Origin of the sequence: Agrobacterium sp. DE0009 (genome assembly GCF_007680755.1) — a bacterium.
Lineage (GTDB): Bacteria > Pseudomonadota > Alphaproteobacteria > Rhizobiales > Rhizobiaceae > Agrobacterium > Agrobacterium tumefaciens_B.
Window position 1 is genome coordinate 30,268 of sequence record NZ_VEIU01000002.1, and the last position, 24,314, is coordinate 54,581.

Below are 24,314 nucleotides of genomic sequence, written 5' to 3' on the forward strand. Positions count from 1 at the left end.
CCTCCGTCTTCTGGGCCGTGGACCCATTATGGCGGAGACTGAGACAAACAATGACTAGAACCGGTAAGTTAGGCCCATCACAGGCCCGCTCAATCGGGACTCAAAAACATAACCATCGTCTGAATAATCGACATCGAGCACCTTATAGCCTGCCGAGACGGACAATGTGTCGGTGAAGATGTAGTTGACCGTAGCCAAGGCGGACCAGGTGAGATCGGATCCCGCGCCAAAGCCGCCGATATCCACCTGCGCCTGAACGGAGAGCTTATCCGTCAAGCTGAAAAAAGCGCGCGCGCCGATGACGGGATCTATCCAGCCAAAGCTTTCCTTATGGGTGGCGGACACGCTGGCGATCAAGGGATGGGTGGCGGTCACCGCCACCTCATTGGAAATATGCCAGAAGCGAGCCCCGGCCAGCGCGTCCAGCGAAAATCCTTCTGCGTCAACGATGCGGTACCCGGCCTGCAGCGTCGCCATGAATTCCTGCGTGTCGACATCTGCATCAATTGCAGCGCCGGCCGGCAAGGTTGGTAAACCGGGAATCTGCAGTGCCGGCAGCGGCCCGGCCGCCTTGCTGTCCGTGGTATCGACATACATGATGTCGCCGGAAAGGACGAAGCGGTCATAACGGCCCCAGACGTTAAGAAACCCGCCGAAGTTGAGATCGTCCATCACGTCGGAGAAGGATTTTTCGACATGAAGCGTCGGCGCCCGCCGGAACGGCGAGATATTGCCGTTCAAACCAGTGGCCCATAGATAACCCGTGGCCTGAAACGCCCAATCGGCTCCATCAACCGTTGCGGGCGCGGCACGAACCTCATCCGCGCCTGAGGCCGCAGTTGCGGAAAAGGCCATAAAGACCGCAAAAATCGATAATTTTAGCAATGCCTTCTCCCCAACTAATTGCCCGTAGCTAAACCTATTTGACTCCCGCCAACAAGTCCGATCTTCTATCATGCGCTGTATCTTGCACCGAAAGCACCGGAGACGTTTAAATGCGCCCGAAGACCCTGCCGCTTTTCTCTGCCTTCACCGCCGCCATGTTTTCCATCACCACGCTCACCACGTCAGTTGCGGAAGCCTGCACGCGTTTCGTTTATTTGGGCGAAAATAATCAGGTAATGACGGCCCGTTCGATGGACTGGAAAACGGATGTCGGGACAAATATCTGGGTTTTCCCCCGCGGCATGGACCGTTCCGGTGAGGCCGGGCCTAACTCCATAAAATGGACCTCGAAATATGGCAGCGTCATTGCATCGGGTTACGACATTTCCACGACGGACGGCGTGAACGAGGCAGGTCTGGCGGCCAACGTTCTCTGGCTCGTTGAGTCGAGTTATCCCGTCTATGACGGGAAATCTCCGGGCTTGTCCATCGCAGCATGGGCGCAATATGTGCTCGACAATTTCGCGACCGTGGAGGAAGCGGTGCGTGCGCTCGAGAAAAACCCGTTCACTATCGTGACTGATAATGTCCCAGGCGAAGAGCGTCTGGCGACACTGCATCTATCGCTCTCCGATGGGAGCGGCGACAGTGCGATCGTTGAATATATCGATGGCAAGCAGGTCATCCATCACGGCCGCCAGTATCAGGTGATGACCAATTCGCCGACTTTCGACCATCAGTTGGCATTGAACGAATACTGGAAGCAGATTGGCGGCACCGTCATGCTGCCGGGCACGAACCGCGCGTCCGACCGTTTTGCCCGCGCATCCTTTTACGCAAACGCAATACCCAAAAGCGAAAACCCGGTCGAAGCCATCGCAAGCGTGTTCAGTGTAATCCGTAACGTCTCCGTTCCTTACGGCATCACGACACCGGACCAGCCGAACATATCCTCCACCCGCTGGCGCACGGTGATCGATCACAAGCGCAAGCTGTATTTCTTCGAATCCGCGCTGACACCGAACATTTTCTGGATCGACCTGACGAAGCTCGATCTTTCCAAAGAGACGGGTGGAGTGAAGAAACTCGACCTCGGCGCCAATCAGATCCATATCTATTCCGGCATGGCGAATGACAGCCTGAAGGAGGCTCAACCTTTCAAATTTCTGGGGCTTTGAGTTTCATCCTGGCCGCTGCGGTTCCATGGTCGCCGGAGCGTCATGAAAAGCGGTAATGCAATCTCACACAGCCCTTGTCGATTGCTGTTGCACTTATCAGAGTCGGGCTTTCCCGATAACCGGTCAGAGGAAAGAGAGGCTGGCCGGAGCCGAGCATTTCCGGGATCACATATATTTCGATCTCATCCAGCGCGCCGCGCTCCATGAAGGCCATCTGCAGCCGCCCCCCGCCGAGCATCCAGACATCGCCGTCATCGAGAGCACGCAGTTCCTCGATCAGCGAATCCAGGTTGGCGCGCACTTCCAGCGCGCCTTTCGGCTGCTCGATCGGCCGCGACGTGACGACGATGACACGGTGGCCGTCATAGGCCCACGGACCTTGCTCCCCGGCGATGAAATCATAGGTCGCCCGCCCCATGACCACGGTCCTTATCCCCTTCAGGAACAGGCGATAGTCATGCTCGCCGAGGTCCATGTCGTCATACTTGTAGAGCCAATCAAGAGACCCGTCTCCCGACACGATCAAGCCGTCGAGACTGGCAGCGATATATCCGCGAATGACCGCCATTTCATCCTCCTTGAATTATAAATGAATATACGTTTATAAATATCCTCATGCCAAGACACAAGCTTGTTTCCGATGAAGAGGTGCTTGACACCCTGCTGCCGCTGATGTTGCAGACAGGGCCTGACGGTCTGACCTTCGCTGCCGCCGCCAAAGCCAGTGGCCTCTCTGCCGCTACGCTGGTACAACGCTACGGCAACCGCGAAGACCTTGTTGAGTCTGTGCTGATGCGCGCATGGGACAACCTGCTGGCGCGGACGCGGACAGCGGACGAGGAGGAGCCGTTGACGCCGCAGGGCGCGATATCCCTGCTGATGCGGCTTATGCCGGGTGACGCTGCAGAAAGGAACGCCTGTGACGGACTCCTGCTGCTTAGAGAAGATATCCGCAATCCGAAACTCAGGGCGAAAGGTGCCCTCTGGGGCAAGATTCTCGCACAATCGCTGGGGCGTCGGGTCTCGAAAGATGAAAAAGCCGCAGCGAGCCTCGGCTGGCAGATGGCGGCCGTCTGGCAGGGCGCGCACACGTGGTGGGCGTTCACCCGCGGTGAAGACGCGGATTCGGCAATTCGAAGAGCGCTTCAGGATTGGGTGGACATGGTGGAACGGGCTGGGCGGTGAAATTCAGGGGTAATGTCGGTGTCTCAAGTCTTGACGGATCTGGCGCATTTGGCTCCCTCACGACGGGTGTTTCCATGGAGACGGCAGAAAACTGGTCGCTTGATGCAGCACTCCTTTTCAACATAGAGGGCGATCGGGAAACATCAGCAGGCGCGAAACTCGGCGTCAGCAAGAAATTCTAGGCGCAAAAGCGAGCAAACCGAAGCGCAGTCCCGTTGGCTGGCCTGCCCTCACCAGCACGGCGGCACGCCGTTGGCATGGCGTCAAAAAACCGCTTGACCTCAACAGCGATTGAGGAACTAGAAGTACGGTCACCTTGTTTTCGCAAGGCTCTTTCATGCTCTTGAGCGAACAGTTGACAAAGGAATACCCCATGGCTTTCCAGCTTCCCGACCTGCCCTATGCTCATGATGCGCTCGCCCCCGCGGGGATGTCCGAGGAGACGCTGAAGTTCCATCATGATCTTCATCACAAAGCTTATGTCGACAATCTCAACAAGGCGATATCAGGGACCGAGTGGGAAAACAGGAACCTCGAAGAGATCGTCCGAGGCACCTATGAGAAGGGTGCGGTGGCACAATCCGGCATATTTAACAACGCCTCCCAGCACTGGAACCACACTCTCTTCTGGGAAATCATGGGGCCTGAGCATCATGCGATGCCCAAGGTGCTGGAGGAGGCGCTGACACAGTCCTTCGGCTCGGTAGCATTGTTCAAACAGAATTTCGCCCTTGCCGGCGCTTCCCAGTTCGGCTCCGGCTGGGCTTGGCTGGTAGTGGATACCGATGGTTCACTGAAAATCACCCGCACTGAAAACGGGGTCAATCCACTATGTTTCGGACAGAAGGCGCTTCTTGGCTGCGATGTGTGGGAACACAGCTACTACATCGATTTCCGCAATAAGCGCCCGGCCTATATCGAGAACTTCCTCGATAAACTGGTGAACTGGCAGGCGGTTGCCGGCCGTCTCTGACCTGATTGAACCAATCTGGCCGGCGCCGCTACCTCGTGCGGCCCGTCGGCTCAGGCACAGCCGGACAGCTGCCGTCCGGCTGCCATTCCGTTCGAGCGCCCAGATGCCCTATGTCGTCACCGAAAACTGCATCGCCTGCAAATATATGGACTGTGTGGACGTCTGCCCGGTCGAATGTTTTTATGAAGGCGAGAACATGCTCGTCATCCATCCCGATCAATGTATCGACTGTGGCATTTGCGAGAGAGAGTGCCCCGCCGCAGCGATCAGGCCAGATACGCAGCCGGGACTGAACGCCTGGCTCGACCTTAACCGCCACTATTCCGGCATCTGGCCGCGCGTGCATCAAAAGAGAGCGCCGCCAGACAATGCCGATATCATGAATGGCGCGGCGGCCAAGTTTTCCATTTTTTCGAAAAATCCGGGAGCGGGCGGTTAGCCCGGCGTCGCATGTCTCATAATCTCAAGCTCATCGATGGCGGTGCGGTCAATCACGCGCATCTTCCGCTGAAAGCCTCCGCTACGCCGGCAGTCTCACCACGTGAGTTCAAGGACGCGATGAGCGCCCTCGCCTTCACCGTCGCGGTGGCCTCATCCGCCCATGGGGGTGAGCGGATCGGACGCACGATCACCTCCTTCATGCCGCTCAGCGCTGAGCCGCCGCTTCTGATGATCTCCATTGACGCCAGCAGCCGTATGGTCGACCTCATAGCCGCAAGCCGGCGGTTTTCTGTCGCCGCGCTGTCCAGGGGCCAGGAAGAGATCGCCGACGTCTTCGCGGGGAGGTAAGACCTGCCGGATCGGTTTGCGATGGGCCAGTGGGATTCCTGGCCTTCAGGAAGCCCTCGACTCGCGGGGGCGTTACTCTTCCTTTGATTGCGAGCTGGTCGACTCCGTTGATGCCGCCGACCACATCCTGTTCATTGGCGCCATCACCGAACTGATCCCGGATCTCTCACGCAAAGCGCTGCTCTGGAGCGATCGCTCCTACGCCGCCACAGAGATGAGGAGCTAACTCTATCAAGGGTTTTCCCGCGACGACCTCAGATACACAGCGACTTTCAGAAGGCTTTAACACCCCACAAAGTGGCGAGAGCCCGGCAGTCAATCATGGGATTTGCAACCTGGTGGAAGAAAGCCAGTGACGAAATACCTGACGCCGCAGATTTATGACCGAGCCTTCAGGCATATTACCGTCCGGTCGTCGCTGAACTCGTTGGACGTCGATCCCTTCACCGACGGGAATTCGTCGAGCTTGTGAAAATCCACTGCCTCGACGCGGGCAAATTCCGCCTCCCAATCGGCAACGTCCACACCGGTCGGCAATGACAGGTAACCATCGGAGAAGATTTCGAGGCTTGTGATCGTGTCCTTGGCGAGGGTGAGATCGACCAAGCCCTCCCCTATCACCTGCCCACCGTTAATCGACGCGTAACCGAGAACATGGCCCTGCCTGTTTGCATAATGTGGCTGGGCGCGAATGCCACCCATCAGGAACTCTTCGACCGCGTCCATGTCGTTTTGGAGGCCGCTTGCGACGGCGGCTGCGGCGACGACGTTTTCGGCCTCCGGCATCGTCATGATACCAGCTTTAACGGCAGCGCGAAGGCCGGAAAATATGGTAGCGCGGGTTTTTGCCTCGGCTGCATCGCCCTCCCCAAGCAACGCGAACAGCTGTTTGAAAACATGAATACGGGCTGACGTGCTAACCTTATCGATGAGTTTAGAGTGCTGCAGCACCTTGGTGCCATTGAGACGCACCCCGGAATCACCGGCCAGAAGCAGACGAAAACTGTCACCCAAATCTGCGACGATCGCGAGCGTCGTGGAGGGCGGATGGCTGGCATTGATGCGCTTTGCCTCGCACTTCAGCATGTCGCTGATGGTCTGAAACAGGGTGGCCGCCTCGTAACTTTGCAAGCTGCCTTTCACGCACATCTCGGCTACCGCGTTTGCTGCGGCAAGTGCGGCGATACGGCCGGAACTCAGCCCGTCATAATTGGCCCCGGTCGGATCGGTGGCGCCGTCGAAAACGGCCATTACCCGTCCTGGAAGAATGATTGCCACATCGTCCCCCGGCGTTGCGGCGTTCTTGTATTTCGACTGCGAAAAGCTCGCGATATTCATCTTATTAGTTTCCTTGCAGAGGGGAGCGGGCGGCGACACGTCGGTCGCCGCAGCTATTTTCTTTTCTGGAGGGTAAGAGGTCAGACGAAGGATGCTTCCTTGTCTTCCGAAAGGCGGAAGACGACGAAGACGCAGATCCCGGTACTGACCAAAAGCACGGTCGAAAGCGCGGCCGCAGTCCCAAATTCGCCGTCGATCACCTGGATGTAGATCAGGACCGGCATGGTTATCGTGCGCGCCGTATAAAGGATCAGGGTCGAAGAGAGTTCGTTGATGGCGGTGATGAAGCTCATCAGCGAACCGATGATGAGACCGGGCAGCATCAATGGCACCGTCACCGACAGAAAGGTCTTTGCAGGTGAAGCTCCAAGATTAACCGCCGCCTCCTCGATCGACGGTTTGATCTGCCTCAGGATCGATGTCGTGGATCGCACGCCGTAAGGCAGCCGGCGTATGAACACCAGAAGGATGATGATGAGCGCCGTCCCGGTGATATCGAAGGGCGGATAACGGAACGTCGTGACGTAACCGATCGCCATTACGACACCCGGAATGAGATAGGGCACCATCAACAACAGATCGAGCGAGCCGGAAACGGCGTTGTCGCGCCTAACGACGATAAAGGAGAGGAGGCCTGAGACGATCGCGATGAGCACCACTGCGGCCAGCGCGAAGGTAAAGCTATTGGCGATGGCCTGCGGGGAATCCCTCAAGATGCGAGCATAGCTGTCCAACCCGAAGCCACCGGTAAAGACGGGGCCGTTTGTCGCCAGGAAAGACGTATAGATGACCGTGAGAGAAGGCAGCATGGCAATGAACACCACCAGATAGCAGAAGCCGTGCACGATGAATGACTTCAGCGGGCGCATCGACTGTTTGACGGGTCGGTTGGTCAGGGAACTGGCGTAGCGGCGCTTGGCGAGAATGTGCCGTTGCAGAAGAAGCGCTGCCATGGAAATCCCGATCATCACCATTGAAATCGTGACGGCCATGGTCGGCGTGCCCGCCATTTCGGAGGTATATTGCGCATAGGCAATGGTCGATAGCGTTCTGATGCCCTTGCCGAGGATTGCCGGCGTTCCAAAGTCAGCGATCGAAAGCACGAAGCAGATGATCGCCCCGGTGCTGACGGCGGGAAAAACCAGGGGCAAGGTTATTTTGCGGAAGCGCTCGAAGGCTGTGCAGCCAAGGTTTTCCGCCGCATCCTCATAAGACTTGTTGATGGTGTTCAGAGCATTTTCCGTCATCAGATAGATGTACGGGAAGAACTTGAGGCTGAAGACCATGACGATGCCGGGAATTCCATAGATCGTTGGCAATGAGATGCCGGCAAAAGACAAAAGGTTGGTGACCGCACCGTTGGCGCCGAACAGCATGATCCAGGCATAAGCGCCGATAAAGGGCGGCGCGCAGAGGACCAGAACCGCAAAGGTCGCGATGAACGTGCGTCCCTTGATGCGATAACGCGACGTGCAAAATGCAAGCGGAATACCGAGCAGACACGCGCCAAGCATGCCCAGAACGCCGATCAGCAAGGTGTTCCAGAGCGCAACGGTATAAAAACGCCGTGTGAACACCTCTGCATAGTTGCTGAGACCGAAGGCCCCCGTTTTGGCGTCAAAAAAGCTGATGAAGAATACACTGAAGATCGGCAGGATCAGAAAAATTGCCAGCAGGATAACGGCGAGCGCCGTGACACTTGTCCAGAAACCCGGCAGCCGCAGGCGGAAACTACCGGGCGTTGAAGCGGCGGTCATATCTGTCATGACAAGCGCTCCCCGGTCACACCTTCACCGAACAGCTGTGTGTCGGCTGCCCGCCAGGAAAAGGTTGTCTTCTGGTTCGGCTCCAGGGCGATGATCGCTGGTGACGGCTTGGTTATTGCCTCGATCTCCTCGCCCGAAGAGAGTACGGCCGCCACATTCATTTCACGTCCGGTGAAACTGACCTGACGGATGATCACGGGCAGTTCGATGCGGTCATGATCAGAGCTTGCAGCCGGGCCGACCGAGATCGCTTCCGGACGGATCGCTGCGACGATCTTCCTTTGTGGCGAAACCGCATCCGCCTGCGGCAATGCCACGTCATTGCCGGAGATAGACGTCTTTGGGCCCGCGCGGTCGAGCGTCAGAAAATTGTTCGCGCCGACGAAAGAGGCGACGAAACGATTGGTGGGATTGTTGTAGACTTCCCATGGGGGGGCAGCCTGCTGAATGACACCGCCATACATGACGCAGACCAGATCGGACATGGCAAGCGCCTCTTCCTGATCATGGGTGACATAAACCGTGGTAATGTTCATCGCCTGCTGGATTTCACGCAGTTCTCGTCGCAAGTCCACGCGGAGTTTTGCGTCAAGGTTGGATAGCGGCTCGTCCATCAACAGAACTTTGGGGTTGATGACGAGTGCCCGCGCAAGCCCGACGCGCTGCTGCTGGCCGCCGGAGAGTTCGTGTGGCATGCGCTTGGCATAGGGAGCAAGCTGGACAATATCGAGGATCTTGCCGACGCGTTCGCGGATTTCGGTGGAGGATGCTTTTCTCTGTTTGAGACCAAAAGCGACATTGTCGAACACGGAGATGTGTGGAAAGACCGCATAGTCCTGAAAGACCATGCCGACATCGCGCTTATGGGCAGGCACATGTTCGATTGCCTGTCTTTCGATACTGATGCTTCCACTGTCCTGCCGATGGAAACCGGCGATCGTCCGCAACAGGGTCGTCTTTCCACAACCGCTTGGACCAAGAAGTGTAAAGAACGATCCTGATGGAATGGAGATATTGATGTCGGAAAGAGCAACGACATCGCGATAGCTTTTTTTGATATTGGTAATTTCAACGGCGGCCATGTGCTGCTCCATGACATGTCCAGCGCGGCACACGACCACGGCGGACAAGACAAAAATGCTGAAGTGTACGAGATAAGCACGAGGCGGCGCGCTGACGCACCGCCTCCTTACTGTTGACTTACTGGACGTCGAGAAGGATCTCGTTCCATTTCTCCATCAGCCGCGCGCGGTTGTCAGCAGCCCACTTGAAGTCATACTTTGCGTCAGGAACATCCGATAGCGGAACCAGAGCCGCATTCGCGGGAACGTCAGTACGGACCGAGCGACGGCCGGCTTTCACGACGACTTCCTGCGCTTCCTTGGAGACGATGAAGTCGATGAAGGCCTTGCCGTTTTCAGCGTTCGGCGCACCTTTGACGAGCGCCATACCGTCAGGGGCAATCGCGGTGCCTTCTTTCGGATAGACGATCTCGACAGGAGCGTTGCCTAGCTTGTACCGCAGGGCAGCATCCTCAAGGGTGATGCCGACGGCCTGCTCACCATCATTGACGAAACGCGGAACAGCGCCGGACGAGGTCGACAGGACGGAATTGCCGAGAATGCCGGTATAAATTTCCCAGCCCTTCTCTTCACTGTCGAAATCCTGCAACACCGTTGCCAGCTGGATGTAGGCGGAACCGGACTGGTCGGCTCGCGCCGACGAGATCAGGCCCTTGTATTCAGGCTTGGCAAGATCGGCCCAGGATGTCGGAACCGGCGCGCCTTTAAGCGCTTCCTTGTTGACGATAAATGCAGTCACGACAGCGGTGAAAGGAACCCAGTTTGCACTGGGGGAGAATGAGGGGTTGATCGAGGCAGCTTCAACAGGCTTGTAAGGTTCGAACAGATCGGCAGAAAAGTCGATGACGGTGCCGTCAACGCTCCAGATCACATCGCCGGCGGCCTTGCCGCTTTCCGCCTTGATACGGTTCATCAGCTCGCCCGATCCGGCTTTGACAAGCTCGACCTTGGTGCCGGTCTTTTTCTCAAACAAGGGCAGCAACTCATCCATGAGCTGCTGTGGGGCGGCCGAGTAGACCACGACAGTACCTTCCGCATGAGCAAGAGCGGCACTGGCAATGAATGCTGCGCCGGCAAAAAGGCGCGCGAAGAAAGTGCATGATTGACGCATAAGGGGCTCCGTTTTTTTGTTCCCTGACACTCGAGGCCCTGCGATATTTTCTTGCTCTTCTTGGCATCGCCGCCCGTCGTCTGCTATTTATTTTCTTTACGTAAATTAATAAGTCAAGGCGCATTTGCCGTAGATCGTCGGGAATATTTTAAAATGCTGATAAATAAAGATATTTGTGGGTACAGCGCCGTGCCTGGGCGGGCCATCTCGCTCTTAAGGAGGTGCAAAATCGCTGTACAATCGTTCAGTTTGCGCTATTCATCCGTTATTTCGTCTCGCAGGAGAATGGTGTGATCGACCTCGGCTACAATGAGCGGCGTCTGCTAGAAATCCTGCGCGGCAAGGGAGGCATGTCGCGCATCGAACTTGCGCGCGAGATGGATGTCTCCGCACCAACCCTCACCCGCCTGACGGCCAACCTGCTCGACTCTGGCCTCATCCGTGAAGCGGAGGAAGCGCGCAGTGAGGGAAAGCGGGGCAAGCCGTCCACCGCCATAGAAATCAACCCCGACGGGCTTTTCACCCTGGGAGTGTATTTCAATCCGGACGACCTAAGGGTTTGCGTCGCCGATCTCAACGGGACGATAAGGCAGGAATTCAGATCTGATCTGGAGGACTTCGGCTTCGAACACATTATGCAGATGGCAGAAAACGCTGCTCGGCACGTGCTGGAAAAGGCAAAGGTCAAAAAGAAAGACGTGCTTGGCTGCGGCATAAGCTTTCCGGGCCATTTTACGCGCGACCGCGGTCATGTCTTCCGTATCAAGCAATTCGAGAGCTGGCACGACATTGACGTCGACAAAGACTTCCAACCCTATTTCGATGTCCCCGTGTTTCACGAGAATGACGGCAATACCGTCATTCTATCGGAGCTCTATTATGGCGCGGGCCGGAGCATCCGTAACTTCGCGATGATCTGGCTGACCTATGGCATCGGCGGTGCCGTGGTGGTCCAGCGTCATCTTTATCGCGGCACGAACGGCAATGCTGGCGAATTTGGCGGCCTGTTTCCAAAATCACATCCGCGCCCCTCAGGACAGGACCTTTGCGACACGCTGGCCGCCCACGGCATGGATATCAGGCGTTTGAAGGATATTGATGAGAGCTACCGGGATCATCCCGCCTTGATCGAGTGGCTTGAACGGGCAACAGACCAGCTTCGCTTGCTGGCGCTGACCGTGGCGCGAACGATGGATCCTGGTGCCATCGTTTTTGGAGGATCGCTGCCTGACTGGATCCTCGACCATATCGTGCAGAGGATCGGATCCCTTGAGATGCTGGGCGAGGACTTTTTTGTCGAGCCACCGGAAATACGCAAATCCCTGATGAGCGACCTTCCTCACCTTGGTGCCGCCAGCATTCCCATCTACCGCGCCACAACGCCAAGCTACTACTCAGGGCGAGCGCTGAAGGGCTGGGCCTGATCAGACAACGGTTGAGCATTTTTGGATAGGTTTCCGCCCTTATATTGGTAGTTGCCGGCATCTACCTTTGTCTGAAAACCAAGAGCACCGAGCGTCAACTCAGATCGACGCTGAAATGTAATCCATGCTGCGCTTCACGGCATCAGCAACATTTCTTAGGTCGTGCACTTCCTTAGCGAACGGCTCAAAGCTGTAGGCGCCATCGTAACCTGCCTCCTCAAGCGCCTTGATCTGGGCGATGTTTTCCAACCGGTCTTCCGCGTCAACGAGAACGCGGTGAGCGTCCAGCATGTCTGCAACGGGGACGGCCCGGTCGGCGACCCCGGAAATGTGGACAAGCCCGGTGCGTTCGGGGAAGAACACCGGCTCGCCCGCAAGGTGGTGGTGGAAGGTGTCATGCACCAGCTTGTAAACGTCGCCGCCGCCGGCAGCGTCGATTGCCTTGATAGCTTCAGCCTTGGTGCGCAGCGAGGAAACCGGGAAGCCGAGCGGCTCGACAAAACCGATAAGGCCGCGGTCTTCAAGGATCGGCTTCATAGCCTCCAGCGCCGCGACAAGCTCACCGAACGACACCGCCGTGCCGTCATTGAGCGGACACATGACAAGCGCCTTGGCACCGCTTGCTTGCGCATAATCGGCCATGGCGACAGCCCGTGCAGGCAGGTCGCCCGACCAGACGTTGAAGGGATAAAGCGCGTTGATGGAGATGATCGTCACGCCGGCGTTTTCAGCCGCCGCCTTCACGGCAGCCGGCTGCACCGTGCCGACGATGTCAGGCAGGTCGCCGCGGATTTCGACTTCAGTGAGGCCGAGCGTGCGGGCGGTTGCAAAGAACTGCTCGAGGGAAAGCTTCGGCGCGGTGATGTGGTTGATGGCAAAACGCATGCAGACCTCGTCGGCGAATTGGATTTTCACCAGCGTAAAGCCCATCTTGCGACCAGTCTAGCGTCCACACATGCAAACGCCCGCGCCAACAGCGCGAGCGTATAACGACCGGCATGATCGCCCAGACTGAACGAGGATCAGACCCGTTCCAGCGCCACGGCAATACCCTGCCCGACGCCGATGCACATGGTGGCGAGCGCAAGACGTTTGCCGGTCAGCGAAAGTTCAAACGCCGCCGTGCCGGCAATGCGCGCACCGGACATGCCGAGCGGATGGCCGAGCGCGATGGCGCCGCCATTGGCATTCACCCGCGCGTCGTCATCCGCAATGCCGAGCTGCCTCAGCGTCGCAAGGCCCTGGCTGGCGAAAGCCTCGTTCAACTCGATCACATCGAGCTGCTCCTGCTTCAGCCCGAGCCGTGCCAAAAGCCTAGCGGAGGCCGGGGCCGGGCCGATGCCCATCACGCGTGGCGGCACGCCGGCGGTGGCACCGCCGAGGATACGGGCGATGGGGGTGAGACCATATTTCTTCGCTGCTTCTGCTGAAGCGACGATAAGCGAGGCCGCGCCATCATTGACGCCAGACGCATTGCCCGCCGTTACCGTCGCGCCATCGCGCTTGTTCACCGGCATCAGCTTCGCCAGCGCTTCGAGGCTTGTGGCCCGCGGATGTTCGTCCTTCGATACCACCACCGCATCGCCCTTGCGCTGCGGGATCGTGACCGAGACGATCTCCCTGTCGAGACGGCCATTGGCCTGGGCATCGGCCGCCTTCTGCTGACTGCGCACGGCAAAGGCGTCCTGATCTTCGCGCGAAACCTGATAATCGACGGCGACATTGTCGCCGGTTTCCGGCATGGAATCGACGCCATATTGCGCCTTCATCAGCGGATTGACGAAACGCCAGCCAATAGTGGTGTCGTAGATTTCGGCGTTACGGGAAAAGGCGCTTTCCGCCTTGGGCATAACGAAGGGCGCGCGGCTCATGCTTTCGACGCCGCCGGCGATCATCAGTTCAGCCTCGCCCGATTTGACGGCGCGGGCGGCTGCAATAACCGCATCCATGCCTGAGCCGCACAGCCGGTTGATCGTCGTTCCCGTCACGGAAACCGGCAGGCCGGCAAGCAGCAGCGACATGCGCGCGACGTTACGATTATCCTCGCCTGCCTGATTGGCGCAGCCGAAGATCACATCCTCGACGGCTTCCCAGTCGATGGAAGGATTGCGTTCCATCAGCGCCTTCAGCGGCACCGCGCCGAGATCGTCGGCACGGACGGAGGAAAGCGCACCGCCGAAACGGCCGATGGGCGTGCGGATATAATCGCAGATATAGGCTTCGGTCATCGGTGTTTCCTCAAAGTTCCGGTGCAACGAGATCGGCAACCGAGCCATCCACATGAAGCGGCGCGCCGGTCATGGCCTGCAATTCTTCGAAGGTCATCGCGGCCAGCTTTTCACGCAGCACGAAACGGCCATCGACCACGTCAATCACTGCATGGCTGGTATAGATGCGGGTGATGCAGCCGACGCCGGTCAGCGGGAAGGCGCATTTCTCCACCAGTTTCGGCTCACCATTCTTGGTCACATGTTCGGTGATAACGAAGACCTGCTTGGCGCCATGCACCAGATCCATGGCCCCACCGACGGCCGGCACACCCTTGGAACCGACGCGCCAATTGGCTAGATCGCCATTCTGGGCCACCTGATAGGCCCCGAGGATCGCCACATCCAGATGTCCGCCGCGCACCATGGCGAAGCTGTCCGCATGATGGAAGAAGGCCGCACCCGGCTTCAGCGTCACGGCTTTCTTGCCGGCATTGATGAGGTTCCAGTCCTCTTCGCCTTCCGGCGGCGCTTCGCCGAAATTCAGGATACCGTTTTCGGTATGGAAGATCGCCTGACGGCCGGGAGGCTGGTAGCGCGCCACCATTTCCGGAAAGCCGATACCGAGGTTGACGTAAGCGCCATCCTCGATGTCCTGCGCCGCGCGCCAGGCGATCTGGGCGTTGGAAAGCTTGATGTCTTCGCGGGTGTCGAGGGTCTGGGTCATGCGTAGGCTACTCCCGCGCGAATGAGGACTTCTTCCTGTTGCGGGTCGGGAATTTCCACGACGCCGTTCACGAAAATACCCGGCGTCACGACATGCTCCGGATCGATCTCCCCGGCGGCCACGATCTTCGAGACCTGCGCGATGGTGGTTTTCGCGGCCATGCACATCAGCGGGTTAAAATTGCGGCCTGCCTTGTTGTAGGTGAGGTTGCCATAGGTATCGCCAAGCTCGGCCTTGACGATGGCGAAATCGGCTTTCAGCCAGCGTTCCTGCACATAGGAGCGGCCGTCGAATTCCGCGATGACCTTGCCTTCAGCCAGTTCCGTGCCGAAGCCGGTGGGGGTGTAGAAGGCCGGAATGCCGGCACCGCCGGCGCGGATGCGCTCGGCAAGCGTGCCCTGCGGCACCAATTCCAGCTCGATTTCGCCGGCCAAATATCTGTCTGTAAAGGCGCGCGGATCGGAAGAGCGCGGGAAGGAGCAGATCATCTTTTTGACCATGCCGGCGTCGATCATTGCGGCGATGCCGATGCGGCCGTTGCCGGCATTGTTGTTGATGACCGTCAGGTTCTTCGGGCCCTTGTCGATCAGCGCATGGATCAGTTCGATCGGCGCGCCGGAGCCGCCGAAACCGCCGATCATGATCGTCGCACCGTCACCGATGCCGGAAAGCGCCTCTTCCGCGCTTTTGATTGTCTTGTCCATTAAAACCTCCATCCAGCCGGACGGATTGAACCCGCAAGGCTGCTTGGCCATGAGGTAAAGCCGAAATTGCCTCGACGGCAAGGATTTTGTGCGTTATATGATTTTTGTTCGTATATCGCACAAATGGAGCCTCGACATGGCCGTCAGCGAAAGAGACATGATGGGCGGTCTCGCCAAGGGATTGCGGGTGATCGAGGCTTTCAGCGCCGAGCGGCCGCGCCTGTCTATCTCCGATGCCGCCGAGATCGCCGGGCTGGACCGCGCCACCACACGCCGCTGTCTGCTCACGCTTTCGGAGCTTGGCTATGCCGCCTATGACGGCAAGTTTTTCACCGTGACGCCGAAGGTACTGCGGCTCGGCACCGGCTGCCTCGCCACGATGCCGCTGCCGAAGATCGTCCAGCCGCTCATCGACCGCCTCTCGGAGGAGATCGGCCAAAGCACGTCCGTTTCTATCCTGGACGAGACCGAAATTGTTTATGTCGCCCGCGCCGCCCAGCAGCGGGTCATGTCAATTGCATTGATGCCGGGGTCGCGCCTGCCTGCCTATTGCACCTCGATGGGCCGCGTTCTTCTCTCGGCGCAAACGCCAGAGCGGCGGCGCGACATTCTTGAAGCCTCCCGGCTGGTCGCCCGCACGGAAAAAACGATCATCGACACGGACGCTTTGCTCGGCGAAATCGAGGTGACCGGTCATCGCGGTTACGCGCTGATCGATCAGGAAGTCGAAATCGGCCTTCGCTCCATCGCCGTGCCGCTGAAAAGCGTGCGCGGCCAGACGGTCGCTGCGCTGAATGTCGGGCTCGCTGCCTCGGTCGCATCCATGGAGGATCTGGTGGAGCGTTATCTTCCCGCACTTCTTTCGGTTCAGCGGGAACTGGCGAGAATGCTAGTCTGAAACTCTTTCTTTCGCGCGGCGGTATCGCCCATTCTGTGCTGTTCGGCAAGTCGCCAGGCGCGCGGGGTCATGCCTGTCTCCCGCTTGAAGAACCGGTTGAAATAGGCGGGATCGGCAAAACCGAGACCCTGCGCGATCATCTGCACGCTCGCGACGGTGAAGATCAGTTCCTGCTGGGCGATTTCGAGCTGCCGTCTGGCGATCAATCGTTGCAGGCTGAGCCCGGATACCGTTCGCACGAGCCTATTGAGATGGGTTTCTGAAACTCCGAGTGTCTTTGCATAAAACTCCGCTTTTCGTGGTTCGCGAACATGACGGGCGATCAGCGCCAGCAATCGCTCGAAACGTTGCTCCGCAAGGCCTTCGCCGCCAGCCTCCAGCAGCGGTCGCGCCGCTCGCGCCAGCAGCGCAACAACCGTTGTAAGCTGCCCCTCGATCAGCGCATCGCGACCGATCTCGCGGCTCTCATATTCGCTGGCAATCCGCTCGAAACCAAGGCGAAGATCTTCTCCGTCAGCAAATTCGTGAAGAAGCAGAAGCATCGGCTGCTGGAAATTACGCAACAGAAGCGCCTGCGCCGATACCGGCAAGGCGCCCGGAAGCATGGTGACGATTACACCGCCGATATCGCGGGAAAAGCGAAACCCATGCTCGAAGCCCGGTGGAACGATGATCGCGACGGGCGGGCGAATAGGTTCGGTGCGACCGTCGAGGAGCGCATCCCCCTCACCGCCCCAAATGTACAAGATTTGCTGAAAGGAGGAATGCCGGTGCAGGCTGATCTCGAAGCGGTGCAGACTGCTTCTGGAAAATAGCGTCTCGCAATGAAACCTGAAATCTGGGCGTTGTTTTGCATCCTCACCATATAGCCCGTCATTCGGAGCCATCTGCATCGCTTTCCACCCCCTCCAGCATGATGGTCGGATTATGCAATTTGGCGATGGGAAAGTCCATTGAGCTTTCCGCGCCGATTGGTCAGCTTCTTGACAGGAGACAAATTCGGGAGGAATTCATGCGCACACAGGTGGTTATCATCGGGTCCGGCCCGTCAGGGCTGCTGCTTGGCCAGCTTCTGGCCCGAGCGGGCATCGAGACCGTCATTCTCGACCGCGTCAGCAAAGACTATATTCTCGGTCGCGTCCGCGCGGGTGTTCTCGAGCAGGGCACGGTTCATCTGATGGAAAAGGTGGGGGCGGATCAACGTCTGCGCCGTGAGGGGCTCCCACATGACGGTTTCTCCCTGACTTTCGATGGCCGCGATCATCGCATTGATCTTTTTGATCTTACTGGCGGCAGCCAGGTGATGGTTTACGGGCAGACGGAAGTCACCCACGATCTGATGGACGTGCGTGAAGATGCCGGTCTTCGCACAATCTATGATGCCGCCATTGTCGAACCGCATGATTTCGATGGTGGAAACCCCTATGTCACCTATCAAAAAGACGGCGTAAACCACCGGATCGATTGCGATTTCATCGCCGGCTGCGACGGTTTCCACGGTGTGAGCCGCAAATCGGTGCCTGAAGGTGCCATCAAGGAATTCGAGAAGGTCTACCCCTTCGGCTGGCTCGGCATTCTGGCCGAAGTGCCGCCAGTCAACCACGAACTCATCTATGCCAACCATCCGCGCGGTTTTGCGCTCTGCTCCATGCGCTCGCACACGCGCAGCCGGTATTACATTCAATGTTCGCTGGAGGACCGGCCGGAACACTGGAGTGACGAGCGCTACTGGGATGAAATCCGCCGTCGCCTGCCGGAAAACCATGCAGATGTCATGGTGACCGGCCCATCTTTCGAAAAATCGATCGCGCCGCTCCGATCCTTCGTCAGCGAGCCGATGCGGTTTGGACGGCTGTTTCTTGCTGGCGACGCGGCCCATATCGTACCGCCGACGGGCGCCAAGGGGCTGAACCTGGCCGCCAGCGACGTGCATTATCTGAGCGAAGCGCTGATTGAGTTCTACCGTGAGAAATCAGAAGCAGGCATCGATAACTATTCGCAAAAGGCATTGTCCCGCGTCTGGAAGGCCGTACGCTTCTCGTGGTGGATGACGACGATGATGCATCGCTTCCCCGAGACGGGGGATTTCGGCCAGCGCATCCAGGAGGCGGAACTGGATTATCTTGTCCAATCGCGCGCGGCATCGACGGCACTTGCGGAGAATTATGTGGGGCTTCCCTATTAAGGACCGCGCCACTTGCGTCGACCTCGTCCTCGAACCTGTTGTAAAGGCCGAAGATGACGTCGCGCGTGTGTTCACCCTTCAGTCCTCCCATCACGCAACTCGCCCGCCGCCTCGCGAATGGCCTGCATCAGAAGCGAGAGCGGCAGCGAGGGCTGCGTATCGGCCCTCACAGTCAGCCCCACCGGGCCGCTGGTATCGCCGGTTTCAACCGGCAGAATTTCGAGGATGCCATCCGCCACATCCGCCGCCACCACGCCCTCCGAGATGATCCAGATCGCGTCGCTGGCGCGCAGAAAGGCGCGGCCGAAGGCGTCCGACACGGTCTCGATGCGGATCGGCAGTGCCGGAACGCCGTTGGCGATCAGGAACTGCTCGACGACGGGGCCGATGACGGACTGCCGCGTCGGCATCAGCACCGGATATTTATGCAGGTGATCGAACACCGAAACACCGGGCGACAGCAGCGGGTGGCCGGCCCGCACCACGAAGCGCACCTTTTCCGAATAGAGGTGTTCAAAGGAAAAGCCCGCCATCTTCTGCGGTGCGGCCAGACGGCCGACGACGAGATCGAGATCGCCGACGCGAAGCTGCTCCAGCAAAACGGCGTTTTCGCCCGTCACGATCTTCACCGGGCTGCCGGTCTTTTCCGCCAGGAACCCCGCCATTGCCTTTGGCATGATGCGGACCGAAACCGTCGGCAGAGCACCCACCCGTACCGGAGGACCGGCGCGCGCCGCCTCCTGCGAAACCGAATCGACCGCCTGGCGCAGAGCCGTCATCGTCGCCCCGGCATGACGCAGGAAAACCTCGCCATAGCGGCTGATGCGAATGCCGCGCCCTTCCCGGTCGAACAGCGAAACGCCGAGAATCTCTTCGAGCTCGCGAATGGTCTTCGTCACCGCCGGCTGGCTGACATGCAGGATTTCTGCGGCGCGGATGACGCTTTTTTGTCGCGCAACCTCCACGAAAGTCTGCAGGTGCCGGAACTTGATACGCTGATCGACCATCGATCGTATAATCCCTAGGTTATGATTTTCATCGATAATGTCATTTTACTTAACCGGAACGGGCTTGCAATATCCTTCGCAGGAGGAGCATGCCATGCATTTTCTGCGCTGCGGCGAGACTGTGATCCATTATCGCGTCAAGGGATTGGACAGCGGCAAACCAGTCATCGCCTTCATCAACTCGCTCGGGACGGATTTCCGCATCTGGGATGCGGTCATCGAGGTGCTGGGTGACGACTATGCTTACGTCCTGCACGACAAGCGCGGCCACGGGCTTTCCGACGTCGGTCGTGCTCCCTATTCCATCGACGATCATACACGCGACCTGATTGCGCTTCTCGATCATCTTGGCGCCAAAAACGCGGTCATCTGGGGTCTGTCTGTCGGAGGGCTGATTGCGCAGGGCCTTTATGCGCGCCGGCCCGATCTCGTACGCGCATTGGTGCTCAGCAATACCGCGCATAAGATCGGCACAGCCGAAATGTGGAATGCCCGTATCGACAAGATTGCCGCCGATGGCCTTGCCTCGCTGGTGGATCCCGTCATGGAGCGCTGGTTCACGCCCGCCTTCCGCCGTAAGGACAATGCCGCCTATGCCGGTGCCCGCAACATGCTTTCCCAGCAGCCCGAGGCCGGTTACAGCGGCACCTGTGCCGCCATTCGTGACGCGGATTTCACCGAAGAGGTAGGCCGCATCGCCGTGCCGACGCTTTGTGTTGCAGGCGATCAGGACGGCTCGACCCCGCCGGAACTGGTGCAATCGCTGGCGGCGCTCATCCCCGCGAGCCGCTTCCACACCGTTGCCGGCTGCGGCCACATCCCCTGCCTTGAACAGCCGCTCGCCTACACGCAGGCAGTTAGCATTTTTCTGAAGACCTTGCCGGAGCACTGACCGATGGCGGACCATATCAACAAGAACGAACGTTTCGAACAGGGCATGAAAACCCGCCGCTCGGTGCTGGGTGACGCCCATGTCGACCGCGCGCAGACCTTGACGACGGCTTTCGACCAGCCGTTCCAGCAGCTCATCACCGAAGGGGCATGGGGCACGGTCTGGTCCGGCACCCATTTCACGAAGCGTGAGCGCTCGATCGTCACCATCGCCCTGCTGGCGGCACTGGGGCAGGATGAGGAACTTGCCATGCATGTGCGCGCCACCGTCAATACCGGCGCCACGGAAGCGGATATTCGCGAGGCGCTGATGCATGTGGCGATCTATGCCGGCGTACCCGCTGCCAACCATGCTTTCAAGATTGCCAAGCTTGCTCTGGCGGGTATGAAAGCTGATAGTTCCCCTGAGAATTACCGCGATGAGGAGGAGACGAAATGAGCAACCATCCGCCCGAAACGGGACCGTTCTTCGCACGCAACCGCGAGATTCACCCGCTGGCCTATGCGCCCGGCTACAAGACCTCGATCCTGCGCTCGCCGCAGCGGGCACTGATTTCGCTTGAGGGCACCAAAAGCGAGATCACCGGACCGGTCTTCGGCCATGGCATGCTGAACCCGCTGGATAACGACCTCATCCTCAACTATGCCCGCCCCGGCGAGATGCCGGTCGGTCCGCGTATTCTCGTGCACGGCCGGGTGCTGGACGAGCGTGGCCGCGGTGTCGATGGCGCGCTGGTGGAATTCTGGCAGGCCAATGCCGGCGGCCGTTACCGCCACAAAAAGGAAAGCTATCTCGCCGCCATCGATCCGAATTTCGGCGGCGTCGGCCGCACCATCACGGATGAGAACGGTTATTACTGGTTCAAGACCATCCAGCCGGGCGCATATCCCTGGCCAAACGGCGTCAATGACTGGCGGCCGGCCCACATCCATTTCTCGGTCTTCGGCCATGGTTTCGCCCAGCGGCTGATTACCCAGATGTATTTTGAAGGCGATCCGCTGATCTGGAAATGTCCGATCGTCAAGACCATCCCGGATAAAGATGCCATCAAGCGGCTGATCGCGCCGCTGGACATGAATGCGACGCTGCCGATGGACATGTTGGCTTACAAGTTCGATATCGTGCTGCGCGGCCGCCGCTCCACCCTGTTCGAAAACCGCATGGAGGGCAACTAACCATGGTTCAGCCGCTCAACTATTTCCAGGAAACCGCCTCGCAGACGGCGGGCCCCTATGTGCATATCGGCTGCACACCCAATTTCGTCGGCATCGAAGGCGTGTTCGAAAAGGATCTCGGTTCCGGTCCGCTTTATACCGACAAAGCCCGGGGCGAACGCATCAGTGTGCGCGGGACGGTTTATGATGGCGCCGGAATGGCATTGAAGGATGCGCTGATCGAAATCTGGCAGGCTGATACCGACGGTTATTACAACAGCCCTAGCGAAACGCGCGGCAAGGCCGACCCGAATTTCATCGGTTGGGGCCGCTCGCCCGGAGACATGGATACCGGCGAATTCGTGTTCGAGACCATCAAACCCGGCTCCGTGCCGTTTCGCGATGGCCGGCCGATGGCGCCGCACATCACCTTCTGGATCGTTGCACGCGGCATCAATATCGGCCTGCAGACCCGCATGTATTTCCCGGAAGAACAGGAGGCGAATGCCGCCGATCCCGTTCTCGCCCGCATCGAGCAGAAAAGCCGCGTCGCCACGCTTGTCGCCAAAAAAGAGGAAGGCAACGTCTATCGTTTCGATATCCGCCTTCAGGGCGAAGGCGAAACCGTGTTTTTCGATATCTGACGCATATCGCGCACAAGTGTGCAGCGGTTTTGCGACAACGATATGCGCAAAAGGAAGCGAGCCGGACGATGAGCCTTTCCCCCTTCGAGCATCCGTTCCTGTCAGGCCTTTTCGGCGATAGCGAAATCGTCGAACTGTTCTCGGCAAGGGCTGATATCGACGCCATGGTCCGTTTCGAGACGGCTCTGTCGCAGGCGCAAGCGGATACTGCCATCATCTCCGAGGATGTGGCGGAGGCTATCGTCTCGGGGCTTTCGGACTTCGCCGCCGATATGACCGCCCTTCGTCATGGCGTCGCGAAAGACGGCGTGGTGGTGCCTGAACTTGTGCGGCAGATGCGGGCAGCCGTCGCCGGCAAGGCGGCGGACAAGGTGCATTTCGGCGCAACCAGCCAGGATGTCATCGACACCAGCCTGATGCTCCGGCTGAAGGCTGCGGTCGAAATCATCGCCGCCCGACTTGGCCACCACATTGACACCCTGGGCGACCTGGCCTCCCGCGATGGCCACAACCCCTTGACGGGTTATACCCGCATGCAGGCCGCCATCGGCATCACGGTGGCCGAGCGCGCGGCAAGCTGGATCGCGCCGCTTGAGCGCCACCTGCTCAGGCTCGAAACCTTCGCGCAGAGCGGTTTTGCCCTGCAATTCGGCGGCGCCGCCGGCACGCTCGAAAAGCTCGGCGACAATGCCGCAGCGGTGCGCGCCGATCTTGCAAAACGACTGGGCCTTGCCGACAGACAACAATGGCAGAGCCAGCGCGACGGCATCGCCGAATTCGGCAATATTCTTTCGCTCGTGACAGGCTCACTCGGCAAGTTCGGGCAGGATATCGCGCTGATGGCCGAACTCGGCACAGAGATCCGTCTCTCCGGCGGCGGCGGTTCTTCCGCCATGCCGCACAAGCAAAACCCCGTCAACGCCGAAACGCTTGTGGCGCTCGCCCGCTTCAACGCCGTGCAAATCTCCGCACTGCACCAGTCGCTCGTGCATGAACAGGAACGCTCCGGCGCCGGCTGGATGCTGGAATGGCTATCGCTTCCGCAGATGGTGACGGCAACCGGCGCTTCGCTGTTGATAGCCGATCGTCTGGCGGCGCAGATAGACCGGCTGGGGACGAGCAAAGGCTCGCCGTAACTGCTTAAGCGTACGCTTTGAGGTGAAGTTTGGACGGTGGAGTGCTGCTCTATCGCAGGCCGGACTCGCGGTAGCGACCAAGTGCAAATGCGCCACTTTAGTTATTGATAATAAACGACTTATTTGCCGATCAACAATATTTGAAAAACAGTTTCAGGACTGCTCTTTTCATCGCAACTACGACTTGACACCAAAATGAACTAACTGGTACAAACATTATTAACAAGCCCATACCCGGACGAGGAATGAGAGTTCCGGGATGAGCAGAACCGGGTGGAGGCCTTCGACGCGAAAACGTCGTCGAAGCAGTACGGACAGGAAAATGACCTGTCCGAGCCCGGATGGGTTGGAGGAAGAATGTCTTACAGTCTCGATTTTTCGGCGGTCATCGAGCGTCTGCCCGAGCTGCTTTTGGCCTGTCTCGCGACAATCGGCCTGGCGATTGCCGGCATGTCGCTTGCTACCGTCATTGGCGTTCTGGGCGTCGTCGCCCGCCGTTCTCGCTTTAAGCTGCTGCGCGGGCTCGTCATCGGTTTTGTCGAAGTCATCCGCAACACGCCGTTTCTGGTGCAGATTTTCTTCATCTTCTTCGCCCTGCCGCAGATCGGTGTCAAACTTAACCCGACCGCCACGGCGATTATTGCGCTTGCTCTGAACGGCGGTGCCTATGCGATTGAAATCATTCGAGGGGGCGTCGATTCCATTCCAAAGGGTCAGGTGGAGGCAGGCCTTGCGCTGGGTCTTCATCGCGCGCAGATCTTCCGCCATATCATCCTGAAACCGGCTCTCCGGGCCGTGTATCCCTCGCTCACAAGCCAGTTCATCATGCTGACGCTGACCACGTCGGTCTGCACCTCGATTGCTGCCTATGAACTGACCTCGGTCGCTCAGAAAATCGAGGCCGATACGTTCCGTTCCTTTGAAGTCTATTTCTCGATCACACTGCTTTATCTGATCATTTCCTCGCTGATGATGGGCATTTTCGCGCTCATCTCGCGCACGTCCTTCAGCTATCCGGTCAAGTGAGGA

Annotated in this window: 25 protein-coding genes and 1 pseudogene; 14 read left to right on the forward strand and 12 right to left on the reverse strand. The window is 58.6% G+C overall.

The features are described from left to right. Positions 1 to 54: 54 nt before the first annotated feature. A complete protein-coding gene (locus FS804_RS09600) occupies positions 55 to 855 on the reverse strand; it encodes a hypothetical protein (RefSeq protein ID WP_144576916.1) in 801 nt (266 codons plus the stop codon). A gap of 140 nt (positions 856 to 995) precedes the next feature. On the opposite strand from FS804_RS09600, the gene FS804_RS09605 reads away from it, so the two are divergent. After that, positions 996 to 2,063, forward strand: a complete 1,068-nt coding sequence (locus FS804_RS09605; RefSeq protein ID WP_144576412.1) for a linear amide C-N hydrolase — start codon at positions 996 to 998, stop codon at positions 2,061 to 2,063. Between the two features lie 40 nt (positions 2,064 to 2,103). On the opposite strand, the gene FS804_RS09610 is transcribed toward FS804_RS09605, so the two are convergent. After that, positions 2,104 to 2,631 carry a dihydrofolate reductase family protein gene (locus FS804_RS09610; RefSeq protein WP_144576413.1) on the reverse strand — a complete coding sequence of 176 codons (528 nt, stop codon included), beginning with the start codon at positions 2,629 to 2,631 and terminating at the stop codon, positions 2,104 to 2,106. 47 nt (positions 2,632 to 2,678) lie between these two features. Here FS804_RS09610 and FS804_RS09615 point away from each other — a divergent pair, with 47 nt between their 5' ends. The 4 genes and pseudogenes from FS804_RS09615 (at position 2,679) to FS804_RS09630 (ending at position 5,236) form a co-directional block, all read left to right on the forward strand. Continuing rightward, positions 2,679 to 3,248, forward strand: a complete 570-nt coding sequence (locus tag FS804_RS09615; RefSeq protein ID WP_144576414.1) for a TetR/AcrR family transcriptional regulator — start codon at positions 2,679 to 2,681, stop codon at positions 3,246 to 3,248. Positions 3,249 to 3,621: 373 nt separating this feature from the next. After that, entirely contained in the window at positions 3,622 to 4,221 is a 600-nt protein-coding gene (locus FS804_RS09620; RefSeq protein ID WP_144576415.1) for a superoxide dismutase, read from the forward strand. Positions 4,222 to 4,324: 103 nt separating this feature from the next. Then, entirely contained in the window at positions 4,325 to 4,660 is a 336-nt protein-coding gene (gene fdxA, locus FS804_RS09625; RefSeq protein ID WP_144576416.1) for a ferredoxin FdxA, read from the forward strand. An 11-nt stretch (positions 4,661 to 4,671) separates the two neighbouring features. After that, positions 4,672 to 5,236 (forward strand): annotated as a pseudogene (locus FS804_RS09630) (flavin reductase family protein). A 152-nt stretch (positions 5,237 to 5,388) separates the two neighbouring features. Here FS804_RS09630 and FS804_RS09635 read toward each other — a convergent pair. From FS804_RS09635 to FS804_RS09650, 4 genes are all read right to left on the reverse strand, one after another. Next, positions 5,389 to 6,348: a hypothetical protein gene (locus FS804_RS09635; protein WP_144576417.1), complete on the reverse strand. Its 960-nt coding sequence runs from the start codon at positions 6,346 to 6,348 to the stop codon at positions 5,389 to 5,391. A gap of 80 nt (positions 6,349 to 6,428) precedes the next feature. Next, positions 6,429 to 8,114: an iron ABC transporter permease gene (locus tag FS804_RS09640; protein WP_063947003.1), complete on the reverse strand. Its 1,686-nt coding sequence runs from the start codon at positions 8,112 to 8,114 to the stop codon at positions 6,429 to 6,431. Continuing rightward, on the reverse strand, positions 8,111 to 9,196 hold the full coding sequence (locus FS804_RS09645) for an ABC transporter ATP-binding protein (protein ID WP_144576418.1): 1,086 nt from the start codon (positions 9,194 to 9,196) through the stop codon (positions 8,111 to 8,113). Before FS804_RS09645 ends, FS804_RS09640 begins: the two co-directional genes overlap by 4 nt. Before the next feature lie 118 nt (positions 9,197 to 9,314). Continuing rightward, on the reverse strand, positions 9,315 to 10,307 hold the full coding sequence (locus tag FS804_RS09650) for an ABC transporter substrate-binding protein (RefSeq protein ID WP_063947001.1): 993 nt from the start codon (positions 10,305 to 10,307) through the stop codon (positions 9,315 to 9,317). Between the two features lie 290 nt (positions 10,308 to 10,597). Between FS804_RS09650 and FS804_RS09655 the strand changes: the two genes are divergently transcribed. After that, entirely contained in the window at positions 10,598 to 11,731 is a 1,134-nt protein-coding gene (locus FS804_RS09655) for an ROK family transcriptional regulator (RefSeq protein ID WP_144576419.1), read from the forward strand. Between the two features lie 99 nt (positions 11,732 to 11,830). On the opposite strand, the gene FS804_RS09660 is transcribed toward FS804_RS09655, so the two are convergent. The 4 genes from FS804_RS09660 to FS804_RS09675 all read right to left on the reverse strand — a co-directional run bounded on the left by FS804_RS09660 (position 11,831) and on the right by FS804_RS09675 (position 15,369). After that, positions 11,831 to 12,616: a TIM barrel protein gene (locus FS804_RS09660; RefSeq protein ID WP_144576420.1), complete on the reverse strand. Its 786-nt coding sequence runs from the start codon at positions 12,614 to 12,616 to the stop codon at positions 11,831 to 11,833. A 137-nt stretch (positions 12,617 to 12,753) separates the two neighbouring features. After that, positions 12,754 to 13,959 (reverse strand): 3-oxoadipyl-CoA thiolase, encoded by a 1,206-nt coding sequence (pcaF, locus tag FS804_RS09665; protein ID WP_144576421.1) that lies wholly within the window; start codon positions 13,957 to 13,959, stop codon positions 12,754 to 12,756. Between the two features lie 10 nt (positions 13,960 to 13,969). After that, on the reverse strand, positions 13,970 to 14,665 hold the full coding sequence (locus FS804_RS09670; protein ID WP_144576422.1) for a CoA transferase subunit B: 696 nt from the start codon (positions 14,663 to 14,665) through the stop codon (positions 13,970 to 13,972). Further along, the gene (locus FS804_RS09675) at positions 14,662 to 15,369 is read right to left on the reverse strand and encodes a 3-oxoacid CoA-transferase subunit A (RefSeq protein ID WP_144576423.1); all 708 of its coding nucleotides are present in this window, start codon (positions 15,367 to 15,369) and stop codon (positions 14,662 to 14,664) included. The genes FS804_RS09670 and FS804_RS09675 overlap by 4 nt, the downstream gene beginning before the upstream one ends. A gap of 136 nt (positions 15,370 to 15,505) precedes the next feature. Between FS804_RS09675 and FS804_RS09680 the strand changes: the two genes are divergently transcribed. Next, on the forward strand, positions 15,506 to 16,267 hold the full coding sequence (locus tag FS804_RS09680) for an IclR family transcriptional regulator (protein WP_144576424.1): 762 nt from the start codon (positions 15,506 to 15,508) through the stop codon (positions 16,265 to 16,267). On the opposite strand, the gene FS804_RS09685 is transcribed toward FS804_RS09680, so the two are convergent. Continuing rightward, positions 16,237 to 17,160 (reverse strand): helix-turn-helix domain-containing protein, encoded by a 924-nt coding sequence (locus FS804_RS09685; protein ID WP_144576425.1) that lies wholly within the window; start codon positions 17,158 to 17,160, stop codon positions 16,237 to 16,239. The two genes, FS804_RS09680 and FS804_RS09685, sit on opposite strands and share 31 nt — an antisense overlap. Before the next feature lie 119 nt (positions 17,161 to 17,279). Here FS804_RS09685 and pobA point away from each other — a divergent pair, with 119 nt between their 5' ends. After that, the gene (pobA, locus tag FS804_RS09690; RefSeq protein WP_144576426.1) at positions 17,280 to 18,452 is read left to right on the forward strand and encodes a 4-hydroxybenzoate 3-monooxygenase; all 1,173 of its coding nucleotides are present in this window, start codon (positions 17,280 to 17,282) and stop codon (positions 18,450 to 18,452) included. A 71-nt stretch (positions 18,453 to 18,523) separates the two neighbouring features. Here the strand turns inward: pobA and pcaQ are convergent, their stop codons facing one another. After that, entirely contained in the window at positions 18,524 to 19,459 is a 936-nt protein-coding gene (gene pcaQ / locus FS804_RS09695) for a pca operon transcription factor PcaQ (RefSeq protein WP_144576427.1), read from the reverse strand. A gap of 94 nt (positions 19,460 to 19,553) precedes the next feature. On the opposite strand from pcaQ, the gene pcaD reads away from it, so the two are divergent. From pcaD to FS804_RS09725, 6 genes are all read left to right on the forward strand, one after another. Further along, entirely contained in the window at positions 19,554 to 20,351 is a 798-nt protein-coding gene (pcaD, locus tag FS804_RS09700; RefSeq protein ID WP_144576428.1) for a 3-oxoadipate enol-lactonase, read from the forward strand. A 3-nt stretch (positions 20,352 to 20,354) separates the two neighbouring features. After that, positions 20,355 to 20,789 carry a 4-carboxymuconolactone decarboxylase gene (pcaC, locus tag FS804_RS09705; protein ID WP_063946992.1) on the forward strand — a complete coding sequence of 145 codons (435 nt, stop codon included), beginning with the start codon at positions 20,355 to 20,357 and terminating at the stop codon, positions 20,787 to 20,789. Continuing rightward, positions 20,786 to 21,526 carry a protocatechuate 3,4-dioxygenase subunit beta gene (gene pcaH / locus FS804_RS09710; RefSeq protein WP_144576429.1) on the forward strand — a complete coding sequence of 247 codons (741 nt, stop codon included), beginning with the start codon at positions 20,786 to 20,788 and terminating at the stop codon, positions 21,524 to 21,526. Before pcaC ends, pcaH begins: the two co-directional genes overlap by 4 nt. A gap of 2 nt (positions 21,527 to 21,528) precedes the next feature. Beyond that, positions 21,529 to 22,149, forward strand: a complete 621-nt coding sequence (gene pcaG, locus FS804_RS09715; protein WP_144576430.1) for a protocatechuate 3,4-dioxygenase subunit alpha — start codon at positions 21,529 to 21,531, stop codon at positions 22,147 to 22,149. A 68-nt stretch (positions 22,150 to 22,217) separates the two neighbouring features. Continuing rightward, positions 22,218 to 23,285, forward strand: coding sequence for a 3-carboxy-cis,cis-muconate cycloisomerase (locus FS804_RS09720; protein WP_144576431.1), 1,068 nt, complete (start codon positions 22,218 to 22,220; stop codon positions 23,283 to 23,285). Between the two features lie 357 nt (positions 23,286 to 23,642). Further along, positions 23,643 to 24,311: an amino acid ABC transporter permease gene (locus tag FS804_RS09725; RefSeq protein WP_144576432.1), complete on the forward strand. Its 669-nt coding sequence runs from the start codon at positions 23,643 to 23,645 to the stop codon at positions 24,309 to 24,311. The last annotated feature ends 3 nt before the right edge of the window (positions 24,312 to 24,314 follow it).

Coding starts and splice junctions, on each gene's coding strand:
- FS804_RS09600 (WP_144576916.1), bottom strand. CDS start 855: ATGGCCTTTTCCGCAACTGCGGCCTCAGGCGCGGATGAGGTTCGTGCC.
- fdxA (WP_144576416.1), top strand. CDS start 4,325: ATGCCCTATGTCGTCACCGAAAACTGCATCGCCTGCAAATATATGGAC.
- FS804_RS09725 (WP_144576432.1), top strand. CDS start 23,643: ATGTCTTACAGTCTCGATTTTTCGGCGGTCATCGAGCGTCTGCCCGAG.
- FS804_RS09610 (WP_144576413.1), bottom strand. CDS start 2,631: ATGGCGGTCATTCGCGGATATATCGCTGCCAGTCTCGACGGCTTGATC.
- FS804_RS09720 (WP_144576431.1), top strand. CDS start 22,218: ATGAGCCTTTCCCCCTTCGAGCATCCGTTCCTGTCAGGCCTTTTCGGC.
- FS804_RS09650 (WP_063947001.1), bottom strand. CDS start 10,307: ATGCGTCAATCATGCACTTTCTTCGCGCGCCTTTTTGCCGGCGCAGCA.
- FS804_RS09660 (WP_144576420.1), bottom strand. CDS start 12,616: ATGCGTTTTGCCATCAACCACATCACCGCGCCGAAGCTTTCCCTCGAG.
- FS804_RS09680 (WP_144576424.1), top strand. CDS start 15,506: ATGGCCGTCAGCGAAAGAGACATGATGGGCGGTCTCGCCAAGGGATTG.
- pobA (WP_144576426.1), top strand. CDS start 17,280: ATGCGCACACAGGTGGTTATCATCGGGTCCGGCCCGTCAGGGCTGCTG.
- pcaH (WP_144576429.1), top strand. CDS start 20,786: ATGAGCAACCATCCGCCCGAAACGGGACCGTTCTTCGCACGCAACCGC.
- FS804_RS09615 (WP_144576414.1), top strand. CDS start 2,679: ATGCCAAGACACAAGCTTGTTTCCGATGAAGAGGTGCTTGACACCCTG.
- FS804_RS09670 (WP_144576422.1), bottom strand. CDS start 14,665: ATGACCCAGACCCTCGACACCCGCGAAGACATCAAGCTTTCCAACGCC.
- pcaD (WP_144576428.1), top strand. CDS start 19,554: ATGCATTTTCTGCGCTGCGGCGAGACTGTGATCCATTATCGCGTCAAG.
- FS804_RS09640 (WP_063947003.1), bottom strand. CDS start 8,114: ATGACAGATATGACCGCCGCTTCAACGCCCGGTAGTTTCCGCCTGCGG.
- FS804_RS09685 (WP_144576425.1), bottom strand. CDS start 17,160: ATGCAGATGGCTCCGAATGACGGGCTATATGGTGAGGATGCAAAACAA.
- pcaG (WP_144576430.1), top strand. CDS start 21,529: ATGGTTCAGCCGCTCAACTATTTCCAGGAAACCGCCTCGCAGACGGCG.
- FS804_RS09675 (WP_144576423.1), bottom strand. CDS start 15,369: ATGGACAAGACAATCAAAAGCGCGGAAGAGGCGCTTTCCGGCATCGGT.
- pcaC (WP_063946992.1), top strand. CDS start 20,355: ATGGCGGACCATATCAACAAGAACGAACGTTTCGAACAGGGCATGAAA.
- FS804_RS09605 (WP_144576412.1), top strand. CDS start 996: ATGCGCCCGAAGACCCTGCCGCTTTTCTCTGCCTTCACCGCCGCCATG.
- FS804_RS09635 (WP_144576417.1), bottom strand. CDS start 6,348: ATGAATATCGCGAGCTTTTCGCAGTCGAAATACAAGAACGCCGCAACG.
- FS804_RS09645 (WP_144576418.1), bottom strand. CDS start 9,196: ATGGCCGCCGTTGAAATTACCAATATCAAAAAAAGCTATCGCGATGTC.
- pcaQ (WP_144576427.1), bottom strand. CDS start 19,459: ATGGTCGATCAGCGTATCAAGTTCCGGCACCTGCAGACTTTCGTGGAG.
- pcaF (WP_144576421.1), bottom strand. CDS start 13,959: ATGACCGAAGCCTATATCTGCGATTATATCCGCACGCCCATCGGCCGT.
- FS804_RS09620 (WP_144576415.1), top strand. CDS start 3,622: ATGGCTTTCCAGCTTCCCGACCTGCCCTATGCTCATGATGCGCTCGCC.